The organism is Sediminitomix flava (assembly GCF_003149185.1).
In the GTDB taxonomy this organism is placed as follows: Bacteria; Bacteroidota; Bacteroidia; order Cytophagales; family Flammeovirgaceae; genus Sediminitomix; species Sediminitomix flava.
Window position 1 is genome coordinate 291,342 of sequence record NZ_QGDO01000006.1, and the last position, 16,930, is coordinate 308,271.

Below are 16,930 nucleotides of genomic sequence, written 5' to 3' on the forward strand. Positions count from 1 at the left end.
CACTATAAAAAAAGGCCAAGATCATTAACACACTCTTTATTTTTATTCAACGAATTTAATTCAATAAGAAATGGCTAGATATACAGGCCCTACTTCGAAAATTGCTAGAAAGTTTAATGATCCAATTTTCGGAGCGTGCAAAGAGCTTAAGAAAAAAGCTTATCCTCCAGGACAACACGGAAACAAGAGAAGAAGAAAGCAGTCTGAGTATGCAATCCAACTTGCAGAAAAGCAAAAAGCTAAATATACTTACGGTGTGCTAGAGAAGCAATTCCGTAACTTGTTCAAAGCTGCTGCTGCTAAACCAGGTATTACTGGTGAAAACTTGTTGAAGTTCTTGGAAGCAAGATTGGACAACACAGTTTACAGATTGGGTATCGCTCCTACTCGTAGAGCGGCTCGTCAATTGGTGTCTCACAAGCACATCACTGTAAACGGAGAGATTGTAAATATCCCTTCATATACGTTGAAACCAGGTGATATCGTTGGTGTGAAAGCTAAATCTCAAGCAATGGGTAAAATCCAAGAGGCGCTTTCTGGACGTCAACGTGCTTCATTCAGCTGGTTAGAATGGGATACTGAGCGTATGGTTGGTAAGTACATCACTCAACCTGAAAGAGAGGAGATTCCTGAGCAAATCAAGGAACAGCTGATTGTCGAACTTTATTCGAAATAATTTTCTTCTTATCAGAAAACAGTTTTGTGGATATTTTACTATCTTCAAGACTGTTTTCTGCATTTCATAAAAATCAATATCAAAAGCAGCATATATGTCCATATTAGCTTTTCAAATGCCTGACCGAGTGGTGATGGAAAAAGCCGATGATTTTCATGGGCTTTTCGAGTTTAAACCGCTTGAGAGGGGATATGGGGTCACCATTGGTAATGCTCTTCGTAGAATTCTTTTATCTTCTCTTGAAGGCTATGCCGTTGTCGGTGTGAAATTCCCTAGTGTATTACACGAATTTTCAGCAATCGACGGCGTCGTAGAAGATGTTACTGACATCATCTTGAACTTGAAGCAAGTTAGATTCAAGAAAGTAACTGAAACAGAAGAGCAAGTTTACAAAATCAATGTAAATATTAGCGGTAAAGAGCAGTTCACTGCTGGTGATATTGCTGAGTTTACTGAGGATTTTGAAATCTTGAACCCTGATTTCGTCATTGCACATTTAGATTCATCTTCTAACCTTCAAGTAGAACTTACTTTGAACAAGGGGAGAGGTTATGTTCCTGCAGAGGAGCACAATCTAGGTGACGAAATGGTGGGATTCATTCCGATAGACTCAATCTTTACCCCTATTAAGACGGTTAAATACCACGTCGAAAATACAAGGGTTGAGCAACGTACTGACTACGAAAAACTCATCATTGAGATCGAATCGGATGGTTCTATTCACCCAGAAGAAGCATTAAAAGGTGCTGCACATATTTTGATCCAGCATTTCATGCTATTCTCTGATCAAACAATGACGTTGGAGCTTCCGAACAAGAAAGAAGATGAGCCTATCGATGAAGAATTCTTGCATATGAGAAAACTTCTGAAGACGCCTCTTTCTGAGCTTGATCTTTCGGTACGTGCATACAACTGTTTGAAAGCAGCAGATGTGAAGACTCTTGGTGATCTTGCCTCTCTTGAAATTTCTGACATGATGAAATTTAGAAACTTTGGTAAGAAATCGTTGACTGAGTTGGAGCAATTGATTGCTGACAAAGGTTTGACATTCGGCATGGATGTTACAAAATATAAACTAGACGAGGATTAATCTTCAATTCTCGTACTAGTCTAAAACAAGCTGTCGGGCAACGATCTGGCAGCACAAATTCATGAAAGATCCACTTTCATGCAAAGTGCTAGTACCTCATACGGCTAGTACTTCCCAAAAAAGTAAAGTTTTAACAGAAGAGCCAGTACCTGATACGGCTGGTTTCTTGCATTTTAGATTGAAATGAGACACGGTAAAAAATTCAACCACCTAAGCAGAAAGTCTGCACACAGAAAAGCAATGTTGTCAAACATGGCTATTTCTTTGATCGAGCACAAAAGAATTAACACTACTCTTGCGAAAGCAAAAGAGTTGAGAAAATTCATTGAGCCATTGATGACTCGTTCTAAAGAAGACAATGGTCACAACAGACAAGTTGTATTCTCTTACTTGCAGAACAAAGGTGCAGTAACTGAGTTGTTCAACAACATCGCAGATAAAATTGCTGACCGTCCAGGTGGATATACTCGTATTATCAAGTTGGGTAACCGTCTTGGTGACAACGCTGAAATGGCGATGATCGAGTTGGTTGATTTCAACGAAATTTATAACCCTAAAGCTGAGAAGCCTGCTAAGAAGACAAGAAGAAGAAGAAAGAAATCTTCTGATGCTTCTGAAGCTCCTGCAGCAGAAGGAAATACTGAAAATACTGAAGAGTCAGCTGAGTAATCATTACCTAGTTGATATCTATAAGAAGGGATTGGTCTTAGATCATTCCCTTTTTTTTATGCCTTTTTTAGAGCATTTCAAGATAATTTTGTTAGGTAATAGGAATTAGTAGAAAAATAGTTGATTTGTTAATAGAGGGCTTAAAAAATGCCTTGATTTGATTATTATTTCTATAATTTTTGATTTTCAGCATAATTTATTGTCAATAAGTTAAGAAATTTGATTGATCCTGTTAATTTTGCGGGAATGCTTAAAAATGGCTTACTGAAATGAAGGAGAAACAGACTGCAATTCTGATGTTAGCGGATGGTAGTGTCTATCATGGTACTGCTATCGGGAAAATTGGTACTACAGCCGGGGAAATTTGCTTCAATACTGGGATGACTGGTTACCAAGAAATTTACACGGACCCCTCTTACCACGGTCAAATCATAGTGAATACCGTGTCACATATTGGAAACTACGGTACCGTATCTACAGAAACCGAATCTTCGGAAGTACGTATTAAGGGTTTGGTAGTGAAATCATTTTCACAAACTCACTCAAGAACTACCGCTGAAGAGTCGCTACAAGATTATTTAGACAAATCTAACATTGTAGGTATCGCGGATCTTGATACTCGCCAACTCGTAAGACATATCAGAGAGAAAGGAGCTATGAATGCGATCATCTCATCTGAAGTTTCAAATGTTGAAGAACTTAAAGCAAGGCTTGAGGAAACTCCTAATATGGAAGGCTTGGAACTTTCATCGTTAGTGACGACCACAGAGCCTTATTTTGTAGGTAATCCTCACGCTTCTAAGAAAGTAGCTGTATTGGATATCGGTGTTAAGAAGTCAATTCTTGACAACCTTGCTAAAAGAGATGTATACTGTAAAGTTTTCCCAGCAAAAACTTCTTTCGAAGATATGAAGAAATGGCATGCTGACGGATACTTTATCTCAAACGGTCCTGGTGACCCTGCAGTAATGGAATATGCTGTAGACACTGTAAAAGAAATTTTGGAAGAAAATAAACCATTGTTCGGTATCTGTTTAGGACACCAAATTCTTTCAAGAGCTTCAGGATTGAGCACTTACAAAATGCACAACGGACACAGAGGTTGTAACCACCCTGTGAAAAACTTGCAAACAGGATTGTGTGAGGTGACTTCTCAAAACCACGGTTTTGCAGTAAGTAAAGAATCTGTTGAAGGTTTAGAAAATGTAGAGGTAACTCACATTAACCTAAATGATGATACGATTGAGGGAATCAAACGTACAGATAAGCCTGCTTTCTCTGTGCAATATCACCCAGAATCATCACCAGGGCCACATGATTCAAGATATTTGTTCGATGATTTTGTGAAATTAATGGAGCAAAACTAATCGAACTCTCAAAAGAGTTTTCTTTGAATCCGTAAGTTAATCGCTTACGGATTTTTTTATTTTGAAATGGAAACAACGAACTTAGCTGAAATTGAGTAGAATCTACTTGAAACAGTTTGTTTGTTAGTGAGTTTTATTTTTAAGCATCGATTTTTTAAGATTACGATCAACCTATAACTTACTTAGCTAATCATTATATTTTTTTTAGAACATTTTGAGCGTCAACTAATATATGTGGAAGTCAATTTTAGTTTTATTTCTTTTTGTAATTCTCCAGTCACAAAGTATTCTGAAGGCACAATCAGTTCTAGCTGATGGTGATGTCTATAAATTCAGAGTGACTTCCTCACAACTGTATAAGCTTGATTATAATGATCTATTAAACCTAGGAATCAATGTAAGCACATTAGACCCTAAGAAAATTCAAGTCTTCGGAAACACTGGAGGTATGTTACCTCAAGAAAATGCAGCTTTCAGATACAATGATCTCTTTGAGAATGCGATTTACATCGAAGGCGAAGAAGATGGGAGTTTTGATACTGGCGACTATATCCTATTTTATGCTCAAGGTGCTCACAAGGAATATTTTGATGAAAGTGATCAGCTTTTAAAACATGAGTTCAATTGTTATGATGATGCCAATTTTATCTATTTAAAAATAGGGGAGAGTGATGGTAAAAGAATTACAGAAACAGAGCAGATTGAATTAGCAGGTAATGAAATCTCAACTTTTGATGATCTTCATTTTTATGAAGAAGATGAGGTTTATCCAATGCTCGAATCTACTGGCAGACGCTGGTTTTCGTTTTACTATTCCTCTACACAAGACTCTGAACACACATTTTCGATTCCAGGTCGTATTCCGAGCGAAAAAATAAAACTTACGACAGCTGTTCTTTCAAAAGCAGAATCAAGAGCTACTTTTACTTTTAGTATCGATGGAAGCGAAGTGGATACCGTAAGTGTGGCAGGAACGACTCCGAATAAATATTATAGACAAGGGTATATTGTTGGGAAAACAATGCAAGCTGAAGGTAATTATGGAGAAACATTTACGATTGGAGTTAATTACAATCGTCCCACATCTTCAGCTAAAGGATATCTTGATTATCTGTCTATAAATACTAAAAGAGAATTAAAGTTATACGATAATTATGTCCATTTCAGAAGTATAACTTCTTTAAATGAAGAACAAGTTATTTACCGTATTCAAGGACTTGAAGGAAATAATGCACAAATTTGGGATATTTCAAATCCTCTAGAGCCAAAATCAATTCCCTTTTCATCTTCGAGGTTTAGTGATTTTCCGAATGGAAGTTTGAAAGAATATATCGCTTTTTCAGGGAGTTCATTCCCTTCTCCTGCATTTGAAAATAAAGTTGTTCAGCAAAATATTCATGGATCGAGTGTACCTGATTTTATCATACTTACGCATCCTAATTTTTTATCAGAAGCGAATCGTTTAGCTGATTTCAGAAGAATGAATGACCAGTTAGATGTATTGGTCGTAACCACTGAACAAGTTTATAATGAATTTTCCTCGGGTAGACAAGATGTTACTGCCATTAGAGACTTAGTACGTTATTTTTATCTCCAAGACCAATCGAAGTTAAAGTATTTGTTGTTGGTAGGAGATGGAACATATGATTTTAAAAACACACTCAAAGAATCAACTTTTGTTCCTGTATATGAATCTAGAGAGACACTTTACCCTGTGAATAGCTTTTGTTCGGATGATTATTTTGGTATGATGGACGAACACGAAGGTTATTGGGCTGAAACGCTAGATGGAGAAGTTGACCTAGATGATATGGAAATAGGTGTTGGACGCCTACCAGTAAGTACATTGGAAGAGACCGAAGCGATAGTTTCTAAGATTATATATTATGAAACGCAAGAGTCGCTTGCTGGAAATTGGAAGAAAAATATACTTTTTGTGGCTGATGATGTTGATGGAAATCTTCATCAAGAAGATGCTGATAAATTGGGAGTATTAACCGATTCTCATTTTCCTCACATAGATGCAAAAAGGTTAATGTTGGATGATTTCGAGAAAACACCTACACCCTCAGGAAGTGAATCTAAAGAGGCTGAGGCTTTCTTATATCGCCAAATTCATGATGGTGTTTTGATCGTGAATTATAATGGACATGGAAATGTGGCAGGATGGTCAGCAAAAAGGATTCTAACCTCAAGCCATATTGATACATGGACAAATCTTGACCGATTGCCTCTGATGGTTACAGCTACCTGTGATTTCGGTCGTTTTGATGACCCTTATGTTTTTTCAGGTGCAGAAAAAGCAATTCTAAAGTCAGACGGAGGAGCAATAGCACTTTTGACAACCACTAGGCCTGTTTTTCAAATATCAAACTATGAAATTAATGAGGTTTTCATTGAAAATGTTTTTGAGTTAGAGAAGTCTGGTGAAATGGCTCGTTTGGGAGATGTCATGCGAAAAACCAAAAATGAAGGAATTTATTCAGACAATAACAGAAACTTTTCTTTGTTGGGCGATCCGACTTTACGTTTGAGATTCCCCAAAAAACAGATTCAATTGACATCCATAAATGAGAACTCAGTATCGGGCGAAAACATTGTAGGTGCTTTAGAAAGAGTAGTTCTAGAAGGGCAAGTGCAAGTGGCAGATGCTGAAGTAATCCGAACGGACTTTAATGGAGAGCTTTTATTATCAGTTTTTAGTCGAAAAGAAAGACAGACAAAAGGAATAGATTCGCCAGTTTATCCTTATGAAACTATGGATAATGTCTTATTTAGAGGTTGGGTTTCTGTAGTAGATGGGGAATTTGAAGCTTCCTTTGTTGTTCCAAAAGATATTTACTACTCCGAAGAAAATCTAAAAATAAGTATGTATGCTACAACAACGGGCGATCAGCTCGAAGAGGTAAGTGGTACATTTACGGATTTGAAACTCGGAGGGACAGCTCAAGAACCTGTGATAGATGATGAATCACCTTCAATTGCTCTATTTATGGAGGATGACTCTTTTGTGGAAGGCAGTGTAGTAGGGAGTGATAGTTATATGTTTGCTGAACTAGAGGATAATATAGGCTTCAATACATCCTTAATCGGTGTAGGGCATGAAATGCTTCTGACATTAGATGATGATAGTTCTTGGGTTGTCAATGATTATTTTGAAGCAAGCTTAGATCAACCAAACAAAGGAACAATATTATTTCCTTTGAAAGGCTTAGAAAAGGGAGTACATACTTTAAAATTAAAGGTTTGGGATGTCGGGAATAATTCAGCAGAAAGTACAATTACATTTAGGGTCGCAGACAACAGTGAATTTGTTGTTGAAAACTTTAAAAGTTACCCTAACCCGATTAGCTTTTCATTCCAAAATCCAAAGTTGACTTTTAATCATAATCAAGCAGGAGAAGACATTTTAGTGAATGTGAAAATTCTGAAAATGTCTGGAGAAGTGGCATCAAAATTTGAAACAGAAATTTCGAATGCAGCAGCGATTGTAGAGAATTTGGAATGGGAGTCTCAAAAACTACGTCCTGGGGTGTATATTTTAGTGGCTAATTTGATGGTAAAAGGTACAGAGCTGAATTCTCAGAAAGTATTTAAAATTATAGTAGGAGATTGATGTTAATACTTAACATACATTGATATAAGATTTACAAAGATTTGTACATTCGTATAAAATAGCTGAAATTCGTATATTATCGAGAATTACAGCTTATTACTTAGCTTGTTTTTAGAAAACTGAAGAAATCTGACTATATGAAATAACCTCTACTAAATACTATATTATTACATCTCGAGAGCTTTTAGCTTTATTCTTTTTTTGCGACTCAGAGTTGTAATGTCTTTTTTTAATTAAAACCAGACAACTAGAGGAAAATGTCTAAAATATTTAACAAACTAGCCTTGTTGTTAGTGTTTGGGCTAATGACAAAAGTAGCCATCGGACAAACTACAGGTGGGAATCCGGTACAGGAATCTACAACAGGAGCTATTGTGACTGCGGTTCCATTTCTAACTATAGCACCAGATGCGAGAGCTTCAGGTATGGGTGACGTAGGGGTTGCAACTACTCCAGATGCAAACTCAGCACACTGGAACCCTTCTAAATATGCCTTTATTGACAATGATTACGGTTTTGCATTTTCATACAACCCGTGGTTATCAAAAATTGTCAATGATATGTACTTGGCTTATGTTTCAGGTTATTTTCGTTTGAATGACCGTCAAACATTAGCTGCAAGTATGAAATATTTCGACTTAGGAGATATTCAATTTACAGATGATATTGGAAATCCTGTTCGATTTTTCAATCCAAGAGAGTTCTCGTTTGATGTGACTTTTGCGATGAAACTTTCAGAGCGTTTCAGTATGGGGGTTTCTGGTCGTTATATTTATTCAAATCTATCTGGAGCAACAACTTCTTCGGGGCAAAACTTTGATACAGGGCCAGGGAGTACAGGAGCTATTGATATTTCGGCTTATTGGCAAGGACCTGAGTTCAATTTAGGTTCATACCGTTCAAATCTAGCATTGGGAGCAAACATTTCGAATTTTGGTTTCAAAATGGATTATCAAACAGGAGCGAATAACTCTGAAAACTTTCTTCCAACAAATTTAAGATTAGGTACAACTTGGACAACTGAGTTTGATCCATACAATAAGTTGGCTTTAAGTTTAGACTTTAATAAGTTACTAGTTCCTTCTGATCCAACAGCCGCAAGTGAAGACTCATTTGTTTCTGGAGTATTTAGTTCTTTCTCAGATTCACCTGATGGATTTTCTGGCGAGTTACAAGAGATTATGATTAGTACTGGTTTAGAATACTGGTACAACGATATATTTGCTGCAAGAGCAGGTTACTTCTACGAAAATCCAAACAAAGGAGATCGTCAGTATGTAACGCTAGGTCTTGGTGTGCGTTACCAAGTTTTCGAAGTGGATTTCTCTTACCTAATTACAACCAAGCGTAACAACCCATTAGAAGATACGCTTCGTATCGGGATGAAATTCAATTTTGGAGACAGTAAGAGTGGAGCGAAGAAGAAGAGAGGAAGAGATAACTCTTCTCCTCTAGATAATGAAATTTAAGAACTCACTGAATATAAAGAGCCTCAATTCTAACTTGAATTGAGGCTTTTCTTTTTTTGTAAGTCTACGAATAGATTTCAGTGATCAATTGTTTGATTATAAGGATTTAAATTCTTAGGTTTGCAAAATTTTTTTTCAAAGCAAGGCGCTTAAAAGAAAGGATAAATTGCGTATCATTTAGTTAAAACAGAAAGAGGATAGAAGTTATGGCTCACTATTTCAACGAAATTTCAAGAACGTTCAATGAATATCTCTTGATCCCAGGATTGACAACAAAGGACACCAATCCGGGTAATGTATCTCTGAAAACACCGATTGTGAAATACAACAAAGGCGAAAAGTCAGCGATCGAGTTGAATATCCCTTTTGTTTCAGCAATCATGCAGTCTGTTTCAGACGATGGTCTTGCAATCGCATTGGCTCGTAATGGTGGTTTGTCATTTATCTACGGTTCTCAAGCAATCGACACACAAGCTGAAATGGTTAGACGTGTGAAGAAGTTTAAGGCTGGATTCGTAGTAAGTGATGCAAACGTTACTCCAGAGCATACGCTTGCAGATATTTTGGCATTGAAAAAGAAAACTGGACACTCTACAGTAGGAATTACTGAAGACGGTTCACCAAACGGAAAGTTTGTAGGTATCGTAACTAGCCGTGACTACCGTGTTTCTAAAACTTCTTTAGACACGAAAGTGAAAGAGTTTATGACTCCTTTCTCTAAAATGGTTTATGGTAAAGCAGGTATCACACTTTCTGAAGCAAACGATATCATTTGGGATAACAAACTAAACTGTTTGCCAATCGTAGATGAGGATCAGAAATTACAATACTTCGTATTCCGTAAGGATTATGATGATCATAAAAAGAACCCGAATGAGCTTTTGGATGAAAACAAAACGCTTATGGTAGGTGCTGGTATCAACACAAGAGATCATGCTGAGCGTGTACCTGCATTGGTAGAAGCTGGAGTTGATATTCTTTGTGTAGACTCATCTGATGGTTACTCTGAATACCAAAGAGAAGCAATTGAGTGGGTGAAAAGAGAATACAATGGAGAAGTGAAAATCGGTGGCGGTAACGTTGTAGATAAAGACGGATTCATGTATTTGGTAGAAGCTGGTGCTGACTTCGTGAAAGTTGGAGTTGGTGGTGGTTCTATCTGTATCACTCGTGAGCAAAAAGGTATTGGTCGTGGTCAAGCTACTTCTATCATTGAGGTTGTTGAGGCTCGTAATGAGTACTTCGAGAAAACAGGAATCTATATTCCAATTTGTTCAGATGGCGGTATCGTACAAGATTATCACATGGTATTGGCATTGGCAATGGGTGCTGACTTCATGATGATGGGACGTTACTTCGCTCGTTTTGATGAGTCGCCAACTAAGAAATTGAAAGTAGGAGGAAACTTCGTAAAAGAATACTGGGGTGAAGGTTCAGCTCGTGCTCGTAACTGGCAACGTTACGATATGGGTGGTGACGAAGATAGCAACGACGGTATGAAGTTCGAAGAAGGAGTTGACTCTTACGTACCATACGCTGGTAAGTTGAAAGATAACTTGAATGTTACTTTGGCTAAGATCAAATCTACAATGTGTAGCTGTGGAGCAATTTCAATTCCTCAATTACACACGGATGCAAAGATCACTTTAGTATCATCTACAAGTATTATTGAAGGTGGTGCTCACGATGTAATCTTGAAAGAAACATCTAACGGATAATTAATATCCATTTAAATATCTATCTAAAAAAAGCTTGGCTGTACTTTACAGTCAGGCTTTTTTGTTTTCTTCCTATTCTTTAATTTGTCTTATCACTTTTTTACATAAGATCTGAGCAGAAAATGGAAGTCACACTAGAAAATATTGAGACAGAGAGAACAATTCTTCGAGAGTTGAATGTCAATGACATCGAGGACCTCTATGAAACATATTCTAATGTGGAGGCCATGAAATATCGCTACAATCCTCCGCTATTGAGTATGGGAGAAGCATTGGTAATGGTAAAAGAAGCTCATAGAAATGCTCGTATGCAAAAATCAATACGATGGGGAATAGAGGAAAAAGAAAGTGGTCGGTTGATTGGTACAGTTGTTTGGTTTCTGAAAGGTTCTTATCGAAGAGATGAAATAGGCTATTCCATTAACCGAGATTGGTGGGGAAAAGGCCTAATGACCGAAATATTAACAGAAGTACTTCATCATTTACAGTCTGTTGGAGTAGAAACACTACGCGCTAGAGTTCATAGAGAAAACCTGTCTTCTCAAAAAGTATTGGAGAAAAATGGTTTCACAAAAGAAGTACATTCGAAGACTGATACGATTATTCATTTTCACATTAATTTTTCCAATTAAATAGATACTCCGATTCTAATAGTTTTGTCTGTTAGACTCATTTTTTACTCAATTCATTAAGAAGTCAACTATGAAGATTTTTTACATCATAACACTACTTGCTATTGTTTTTTCAGCTTGTCAACCTAAAAAAGCTCCTATTGCAGAAGCAAAAGTGGAGGTCAGTACAAATAGTTATGATTCCGCTTTGGCAGAAAGACTAGGAGGAGATGATTATGGTATGAAAACCTATGTAATGGCATTTTTGAAAAAAGGACCAAACAGAGATCAAGATTCTCTCGCTGCAGCTGAATTGCAAAAAGCACATATGCTGAATATTGAGCGAATGGCTGAAGAAGGTAAATTAGTAATGGCAGGTCCTTTTTATGAAAATGATCAAGAACTTCAAGGTTTGTATCTATTCAATGTAGAAACAATAGAAGAGGCAAAAGCTTTAACAGAAACTGACCCAGCCATAAAAGCAGGAAGACTGAAAATGGAATTGATGCAATGGTATTCATTGGCAGCCATTCAAGAAATAAACTCAATTCATAAAAAGATTATGAAACAGTCGGTAGTAAAAGAGTAAAAGATTCTATCAGAGCAGAGGAATAACAAACCCGAGACGAGTATAACAATTACTCTTCTCGGGTTTAGTTTTATCGGGAATCTAATGAAGGTATTGGAAGTTGAAGTCAAATAGAGCTTGATTTTCCCAACTAGAACCATTTGTAGCTTCATTTCCTCTGAAAGCAACCCAATCAGGCGCCCAATAACACCAACCGAAGGCATCGGTTCTTAAGATGATATTGTCGATTTCTTTTAGAAAAGCCTTTTGCCCTTCGGGGCTAGCAGGGAAATCTGAAATTAATTGAGATTCATCTCCAATAATGTTATTGGTCCAATCATTCCACCCTAACGTAAAAGGATAAGCAGTCTCGGCTATTAGTACTTTCTTTTGATGGGTAGATTGGAGAGATGTGATTTTATTTTCTAAGTCTGTCAAATCTTTGCCATGCCATTTGGGATAATAAGAAAGTCCAATCAAGTCATAATCTACATTGAAAGATTTTAGTATCCCGAAAAACCAATCGGCACCTTCAATACCAGCAAAGTGTAAAATGATCGGTAGTTCTTTGTCATAATCTCTTGAGGCTTTTATTCCTTCCTTGAGTAAGTCTGTAAATTGCGCTTGGTCAGAAATATTTCCTTCAGGCCAAAGCATTCCATGATTGATTTCATTCCCAATCTGTACATAATCTGGTCGAACCTCATTTAATGCAATAGTAGTAAAAGAATAAATGGAGTCTTTCAAAGCCGCTAATGAAAGTTCTTCCCATGCTTTTGGTTTATTTTGTTTTGCAGGGTCTGCCCAACTATCAGAATAATGAAAATCTAACCAAACTTTATAGCCTAAGCTTTTCAGTCTGTTTGAGAACGTTTTCACTTCATCCAAATTACAGTGCCCGTTTTCAGGGTTATTCCAAAGTCTTAGTCGAACAGTATTGTAGCCCTCATTCTTCAAGATTTCGTCAGCTTGTTGAGGCGTATTTTCAGCGTCAAAAAATGTAGTTCCTTCCGCTTCTATTTCGGGAAGAAAAGAGAGGTCAACACCCAACATGTGTTTAGCTTGTACGGGAGGAGGCGTAGGGCTGGTAGAATCAAGATCAGTTGAAGATTGGCAACACAAAAGAAAACCAATACTGAGTGTGATTAAAAATTTAAAAATTCTCATACTGAAGCTTATAAAAGGATAGTCTATTTTCTTCTGAAAGTTAAAAAAATATGCATTGTATACACTAGCCTAGATTTAAGCTTAACAAAAAATCATTCTGGTACTATCATTATTTTTTATTGAATGAAGACTAGATTTCTCATGTTCCATAAATAGGGTATTAAATCATTAAGGAGATGGGAAATGATATTGATAGCGGAAAATGGGACTGTTTTCAAGCGGGACTCAGAGGAATTTTAATACAGAAAGGAGATGATGCATATGAGGATGCTAGAAAACTCTATAATGGAATGATAGATAAATCTCCAGCTTACATTGTGAAATGTGCAGATGTGGCAGATGTGATTACAACAGTGAATTTTGCAAGAGAAAATAAGTTGAAGTTAGCAGTAAGAGGAGGAGGGCATAATGGTGCAGGTTTAGCTTCTGTAGATGAAGGAATGGTTTGTGATCTTTCTGATATGAGAAGTTGTAGAGTAGATTTGAAAACGCAAACGGTGAGAGCTGAAGGAGGGTGTAAGTGGCGAGATGTAGATCATGTGACTAATGCCTTCGGAATGGCAACTTCTTCAGGGATTGTCTCGACAACAGGAGTAGCGGGTTTAACACTTGGTGGAGGACATGGCTACCTTGCTCGGCAATATGGATTGACCATTGATAATTTAGTAGAAGCAGATGTGGTATTGGCTGATGGTAAGTTTGTGACAGCAAGCAAAACAGAGAATTCAGACCTCTTTTGGGCAATAAGAGGTGGAGGCGGAAATTTTGGTGTTGTGACTTCTTTTGTTTTTCAGCTTCATCCAGTTCATACGGTTCATGCAGGAGTAACACTTTGGCCATTAGAAAAGGCTAAAGAGATACTGACATGGTATCAAGACTTTATTTTGAAGAGTAAAACGGATTTATACGGATTTTTTGCCTTTATGAGAGTTCCTCCAGCACCACCATTTCCAGAAGAATTGTATACACAAAATGTATGTGGAGCAGTATGGTGCTACACAGGAGATTTTAATAAGGTCGAAGAAGTTTTCAAACCGATTACAGACACAGCACCTGTTTTCTCGCATCTTGGATCTATGCCTTTTCCAATTTTGCAAGGCCTGTTTGATGATCTTTATCCTTCGGGACATCAATGGTATTGGCGAGGAGATATATTTAAAGAACTAAGTGAAGAGGCTATTGATAAATTTGTCAAACATGGTTCAGAAATACCAACGGTTCATTCTACCATGCATATTTATCCGATTGATGGGAAAGTAAACGAAATAGGAAAAACGGCAACAGCATTTAGTTACAGGGATGCAAAGTTCTCCGTTGTTTATGCAGGAGTAGACCCAGACCCAAAAAATGCCGCCAAAATTTCAACTTGGGCGAAAAAGTATTGGGAAGATTTACATCCTCATTCAGCAGGAGGAGCGTATGTGAATTTCTTAATGAATGATGAGCACCATGATAGAGTAAAGGCGACTTATCAAGAAAACTACAGGAGATTAACTCAGATAAAAGAGAAATATGATCCAACGAATTTCTTCAGTATAAATCAGAATATTCCTCCTCATTAATATTTTCAACTAGGTTTTAGTTGAATAGCTACCTCTCTACACTTTGCCTGAGAGGTAGTTTTTTTTGTGTTCAAACATTTATTAATTTTTTTTCATTTCATTATTTGGATTAAATCTTAATAACATTTAGATTCGCATCGTATTTAAAATTAATCTAAATAAGTCTTCGGATGAAACTAAAATATTCTTTACTAGCTACTGCTTTTTTATCAATGTCACTTTTTTCATGTGAAGAAAGTTCAAATGATGATCCTACAATGGAATTGCCAACATCTTATAACTTCGAAAATGTAAGTTATAGTGGTCAAACAAATCGTATCATGTTATTGAGTGATTTGGAGGCTAAAATGAAGTCGGCAAATGATGGAGAAACTGTCGTTACAGCAGATGAGTTAACAGCAATCTATGAGAATACGGCTGGAAACTATGATGAGACAAAACAACTAGCGAATAAAACATACAGCGGAGAGGATAGAAATGCTCAAGCTGAGATGTATGAATATTTTGCTTCTTTAGAAGCTATTAGTGGAAATTCTGAAAACCTAATTGGTGGTCGTTTGTTTGATGAAAATGGGGTAGAACCTACGCAAATGGTCGCTAAAGGATTGATGGGTGCTGTGCTTTATTGGCAAGCAACTTCAGTTTACTTCGGTGAAGATAAAATGAATGTAGATAATGAAGAGGTAACTGAAGGCAAAGGAACAGCAATGCAACACCACTGGGATGAGGCATTCGGTTACTTTGGAGCAACTACAGATTATTTGACAAGTGGTGAAACGCAATATTACTGGGCGAGCTACGCAGCAAAACGCGCAGAAGTTTTAGACTTACGTGAAACTATTTTCAATGCGTTCATTAAAGGTAGAGATGCAATCGACCGTAAAGATTATGATGCTCGTGATGAGGCTATCGTTGAAGTACAAAACGCTTGGGAAAAGCTTGTTGCCGCAAACGTAGTTCATTATATCAATTCTTCTTTGGCTAATATGGCAGATGCTGGTGAGTATTACCACGCGTGGTCTGAAGCTAAAGCATTTGCGGGATGTTTATATTTTAATGCTAACAAAACAATCTCTAACGAGGAGTTTGCTCAGTTGGAAACACTACTTGGTGAAAATCCAATGGTAGCAACAAAGTCAGATCTTGAGGCTGCAAGCCTTCTTTTACAAGAAGTATTCGGATTCACAAATGATGAGTTACTTAATCTTTAAGAACTAGACTATCAAAAATATATACACCCCCTTTTTTAAGGTGGGTGTTTTTCTGTTTAAAATCACTTTTAAGAAACAGGGTATGAGACTAAAGAAAACGTTATTCACTTTTTTATGTGCAGGAAGTTTGTTGGGGCAGACAGCTTGTGAAACAGAAAAAGATAAAATATCAGATTTTGACCAAGCTGCAATGCTTGAAAATTATAGTGAAAATCTGATGTTGTCTAACATTGCAACATACAATACTTCAGTGAGTGCTCTCGCTACGGCAGTAAATGCATTCGTTGGAGCGCAAAATGAGGCAAATCTTTTAGCGGCTCAAGAGGCACTACTGACAGCTTATACAGATTGGGCATTGGTAGATGGATTGCAGTTTGGGCCAGCAGAAGAGCAGAATTTCTTTGTCAATTCAAATACTTTCCCTGCTCGATTTGATGAGATTGAAGCTTCAATTGAGAGTGGTAGTTGGGACTTATCAAGTGTATTTGCAAAAGATGAAAAAGGGCTTGCTGCTCTTGATTATCTTTTATTCAATGGCGAAACATCCGCAGATATTTTAGAAGGTTTTGAGAATACCTCTCGCCAAAATTATTTAAAAGAAGTAGCAGAAGATTTATCATCTTCAGCGATGACTCTTTTGGATGCTTGGAGAGCGGATAGTGGAAATTATGCCGCTGAGTTTGCTGCAAATACAGGCAATGACCCAAGTAGTTCATTAGGTTTCTTGATCAATGAATTCAATAAATCTTATGAACGCAGTAAAAATCAGCGTTTGGGTTATCCTATGGGGAAAAACTCTTTGGCAGGAATAGTAACACCAAAAACTTTAGAGGGCTATTACAGCAAGCAATCACTTCGTTTGCTAAAAGCCAATGTTACTGCGGTAGAGAATTTATTTAAAGGTCAATATGGTGAAACAAACGGTTTAGGTTTGGATGATTATTTGACTTCTTATACAGAAGCTGGAATTATAGATAAAGATTTATCGAAAGAGATTTTAGCTCAATTTGAACTTATCCATAGCAAACTTGACGCATTAGCTGATCCTCTTGCAGATCAACTGGAAGCAGAGGATTCAAAGTTGGAAGAACTTTATGTTGCAATGAAGGATATGACCTTTATGATAAAATCTGAGATGTCTACAGCTTTAGGCGTTTCGATCACATATCAAGACAGTGACGGAGATTAATTTTACCATCGAGGGTA

The 16,930-nt window shown here is 37.1% G+C and carries 13 protein-coding genes; 12 read left to right on the forward strand and 1 reads right to left on the reverse strand.

Annotated elements, in window-relative coordinates:
* Nucleotides 1-70 precede the first annotated feature (70 nt).
* The 9 genes from rpsD to BC781_RS20380 all read left to right on the forward strand — a co-directional run bounded on the left by rpsD (nucleotide 71) and on the right by BC781_RS20380 (nucleotide 11,805).
* Complete coding sequence (rpsD, locus tag BC781_RS20340) at nucleotides 71-676, forward strand: 30S ribosomal protein S4 (protein ID WP_109621342.1); 606 nt, start codon at nucleotides 71-73, stop codon at nucleotides 674-676.
* 94 nt (nucleotides 677-770) lie between these two features.
* Nucleotides 771-1,766, forward strand: coding sequence for a DNA-directed RNA polymerase subunit alpha (locus BC781_RS20345; protein ID WP_109621344.1), 996 nt, complete (start codon nucleotides 771-773; stop codon nucleotides 1,764-1,766).
* 183 nt (nucleotides 1,767-1,949) lie between these two features.
* The gene (gene rplQ, locus BC781_RS20350) at nucleotides 1,950-2,435 is read left to right on the forward strand and encodes a 50S ribosomal protein L17 (RefSeq protein WP_109621346.1); all 486 of its coding nucleotides are present in this window, start codon (nucleotides 1,950-1,952) and stop codon (nucleotides 2,433-2,435) included.
* Nucleotides 2,436-2,704: 269 nt separating this feature from the next.
* Complete coding sequence (gene carA, locus BC781_RS20355) at nucleotides 2,705-3,802, forward strand: glutamine-hydrolyzing carbamoyl-phosphate synthase small subunit (RefSeq protein WP_109621348.1); 1,098 nt, start codon at nucleotides 2,705-2,707, stop codon at nucleotides 3,800-3,802.
* Between the two features lie 232 nt (nucleotides 3,803-4,034).
* The gene (gene porU, locus BC781_RS20360; RefSeq protein WP_109621351.1) at nucleotides 4,035-7,418 is read left to right on the forward strand and encodes a type IX secretion system sortase PorU; all 3,384 of its coding nucleotides are present in this window, start codon (nucleotides 4,035-4,037) and stop codon (nucleotides 7,416-7,418) included.
* 257 nt (nucleotides 7,419-7,675) lie between these two features.
* Nucleotides 7,676-8,887, forward strand: a complete 1,212-nt coding sequence (gene porV, locus BC781_RS20365; protein WP_146201747.1) for a type IX secretion system outer membrane channel protein PorV — start codon at nucleotides 7,676-7,678, stop codon at nucleotides 8,885-8,887.
* Between the two features lie 206 nt (nucleotides 8,888-9,093).
* Nucleotides 9,094-10,605 (forward strand): IMP dehydrogenase, encoded by a 1,512-nt coding sequence (locus BC781_RS20370; RefSeq protein WP_109621353.1) that lies wholly within the window; start codon nucleotides 9,094-9,096, stop codon nucleotides 10,603-10,605.
* A gap of 122 nt (nucleotides 10,606-10,727) precedes the next feature.
* Entirely contained in the window at nucleotides 10,728-11,237 is a 510-nt protein-coding gene (locus BC781_RS20375; RefSeq protein ID WP_109621355.1) for a GNAT family N-acetyltransferase, read from the forward strand.
* Nucleotides 11,238-11,307: 70 nt separating this feature from the next.
* Nucleotides 11,308-11,805, forward strand: coding sequence for a YciI family protein (locus BC781_RS20380; RefSeq protein WP_109621357.1), 498 nt, complete (start codon nucleotides 11,308-11,310; stop codon nucleotides 11,803-11,805).
* A gap of 81 nt (nucleotides 11,806-11,886) precedes the next feature.
* Here the strand turns inward: BC781_RS20380 and BC781_RS20385 are convergent, their stop codons facing one another.
* Nucleotides 11,887-12,951, reverse strand: a complete 1,065-nt coding sequence (locus BC781_RS20385) for a glycoside hydrolase family 53 protein (RefSeq protein WP_109621359.1) — start codon at nucleotides 12,949-12,951, stop codon at nucleotides 11,887-11,889.
* A gap of 176 nt (nucleotides 12,952-13,127) precedes the next feature.
* Between BC781_RS20385 and BC781_RS20390 the strand changes: the two genes are divergently transcribed.
* The 3 genes from BC781_RS20390 to BC781_RS20400 all read left to right on the forward strand — a co-directional run bounded on the left by BC781_RS20390 (nucleotide 13,128) and on the right by BC781_RS20400 (nucleotide 16,913).
* On the forward strand, nucleotides 13,128-14,513 hold the full coding sequence (locus BC781_RS20390) for an FAD-binding oxidoreductase (protein WP_109621361.1): 1,386 nt from the start codon (nucleotides 13,128-13,130) through the stop codon (nucleotides 14,511-14,513).
* Between the two features lie 170 nt (nucleotides 14,514-14,683).
* Nucleotides 14,684-15,724 carry a DUF4856 domain-containing protein gene (locus BC781_RS20395; RefSeq protein WP_109621363.1) on the forward strand — a complete coding sequence of 347 codons (1,041 nt, stop codon included), beginning with the start codon at nucleotides 14,684-14,686 and terminating at the stop codon, nucleotides 15,722-15,724.
* Nucleotides 15,725-15,806: 82 nt separating this feature from the next.
* On the forward strand, nucleotides 15,807-16,913 hold the full coding sequence (locus tag BC781_RS20400; protein WP_109621364.1) for an imelysin family protein: 1,107 nt from the start codon (nucleotides 15,807-15,809) through the stop codon (nucleotides 16,911-16,913).
* Nucleotides 16,914-16,930 lie beyond the last annotated feature (17 nt).

Excerpts from the sequence above, each read along its gene's own strand:
- BC781_RS20380 (WP_109621357.1), top strand. The coding sequence starts at position 11,308 with ATGAAGATTTTTTACATCATAACACTACTTGCTATTGTTTTTTCAGCT.
- BC781_RS20385 (WP_109621359.1), bottom strand. The coding sequence starts at position 12,951 with ATGAGAATTTTTAAATTTTTAATCACACTCAGTATTGGTTTTCTTTTG.
- porU (WP_109621351.1), top strand. The coding sequence starts at position 4,035 with ATGTGGAAGTCAATTTTAGTTTTATTTCTTTTTGTAATTCTCCAGTCA.
- BC781_RS20345 (WP_109621344.1), top strand. The coding sequence starts at position 771 with ATGTCCATATTAGCTTTTCAAATGCCTGACCGAGTGGTGATGGAAAAA.
- BC781_RS20395 (WP_109621363.1), top strand. The coding sequence starts at position 14,684 with ATGAAACTAAAATATTCTTTACTAGCTACTGCTTTTTTATCAATGTCA.
- BC781_RS20400 (WP_109621364.1), top strand. The coding sequence starts at position 15,807 with ATGAGACTAAAGAAAACGTTATTCACTTTTTTATGTGCAGGAAGTTTG.
- BC781_RS20375 (WP_109621355.1), top strand. The coding sequence starts at position 10,728 with ATGGAAGTCACACTAGAAAATATTGAGACAGAGAGAACAATTCTTCGA.
- carA (WP_109621348.1), top strand. The coding sequence starts at position 2,705 with ATGAAGGAGAAACAGACTGCAATTCTGATGTTAGCGGATGGTAGTGTC.
- rplQ (WP_109621346.1), top strand. The coding sequence starts at position 1,950 with ATGAGACACGGTAAAAAATTCAACCACCTAAGCAGAAAGTCTGCACAC.
- BC781_RS20370 (WP_109621353.1), top strand. The coding sequence starts at position 9,094 with ATGGCTCACTATTTCAACGAAATTTCAAGAACGTTCAATGAATATCTC.
- rpsD (WP_109621342.1), top strand. The coding sequence starts at position 71 with ATGGCTAGATATACAGGCCCTACTTCGAAAATTGCTAGAAAGTTTAAT.
- BC781_RS20390 (WP_109621361.1), top strand. The coding sequence starts at position 13,128 with ATGGGAAATGATATTGATAGCGGAAAATGGGACTGTTTTCAAGCGGGA.
- porV (WP_146201747.1), top strand. The coding sequence starts at position 7,676 with ATGTCTAAAATATTTAACAAACTAGCCTTGTTGTTAGTGTTTGGGCTA.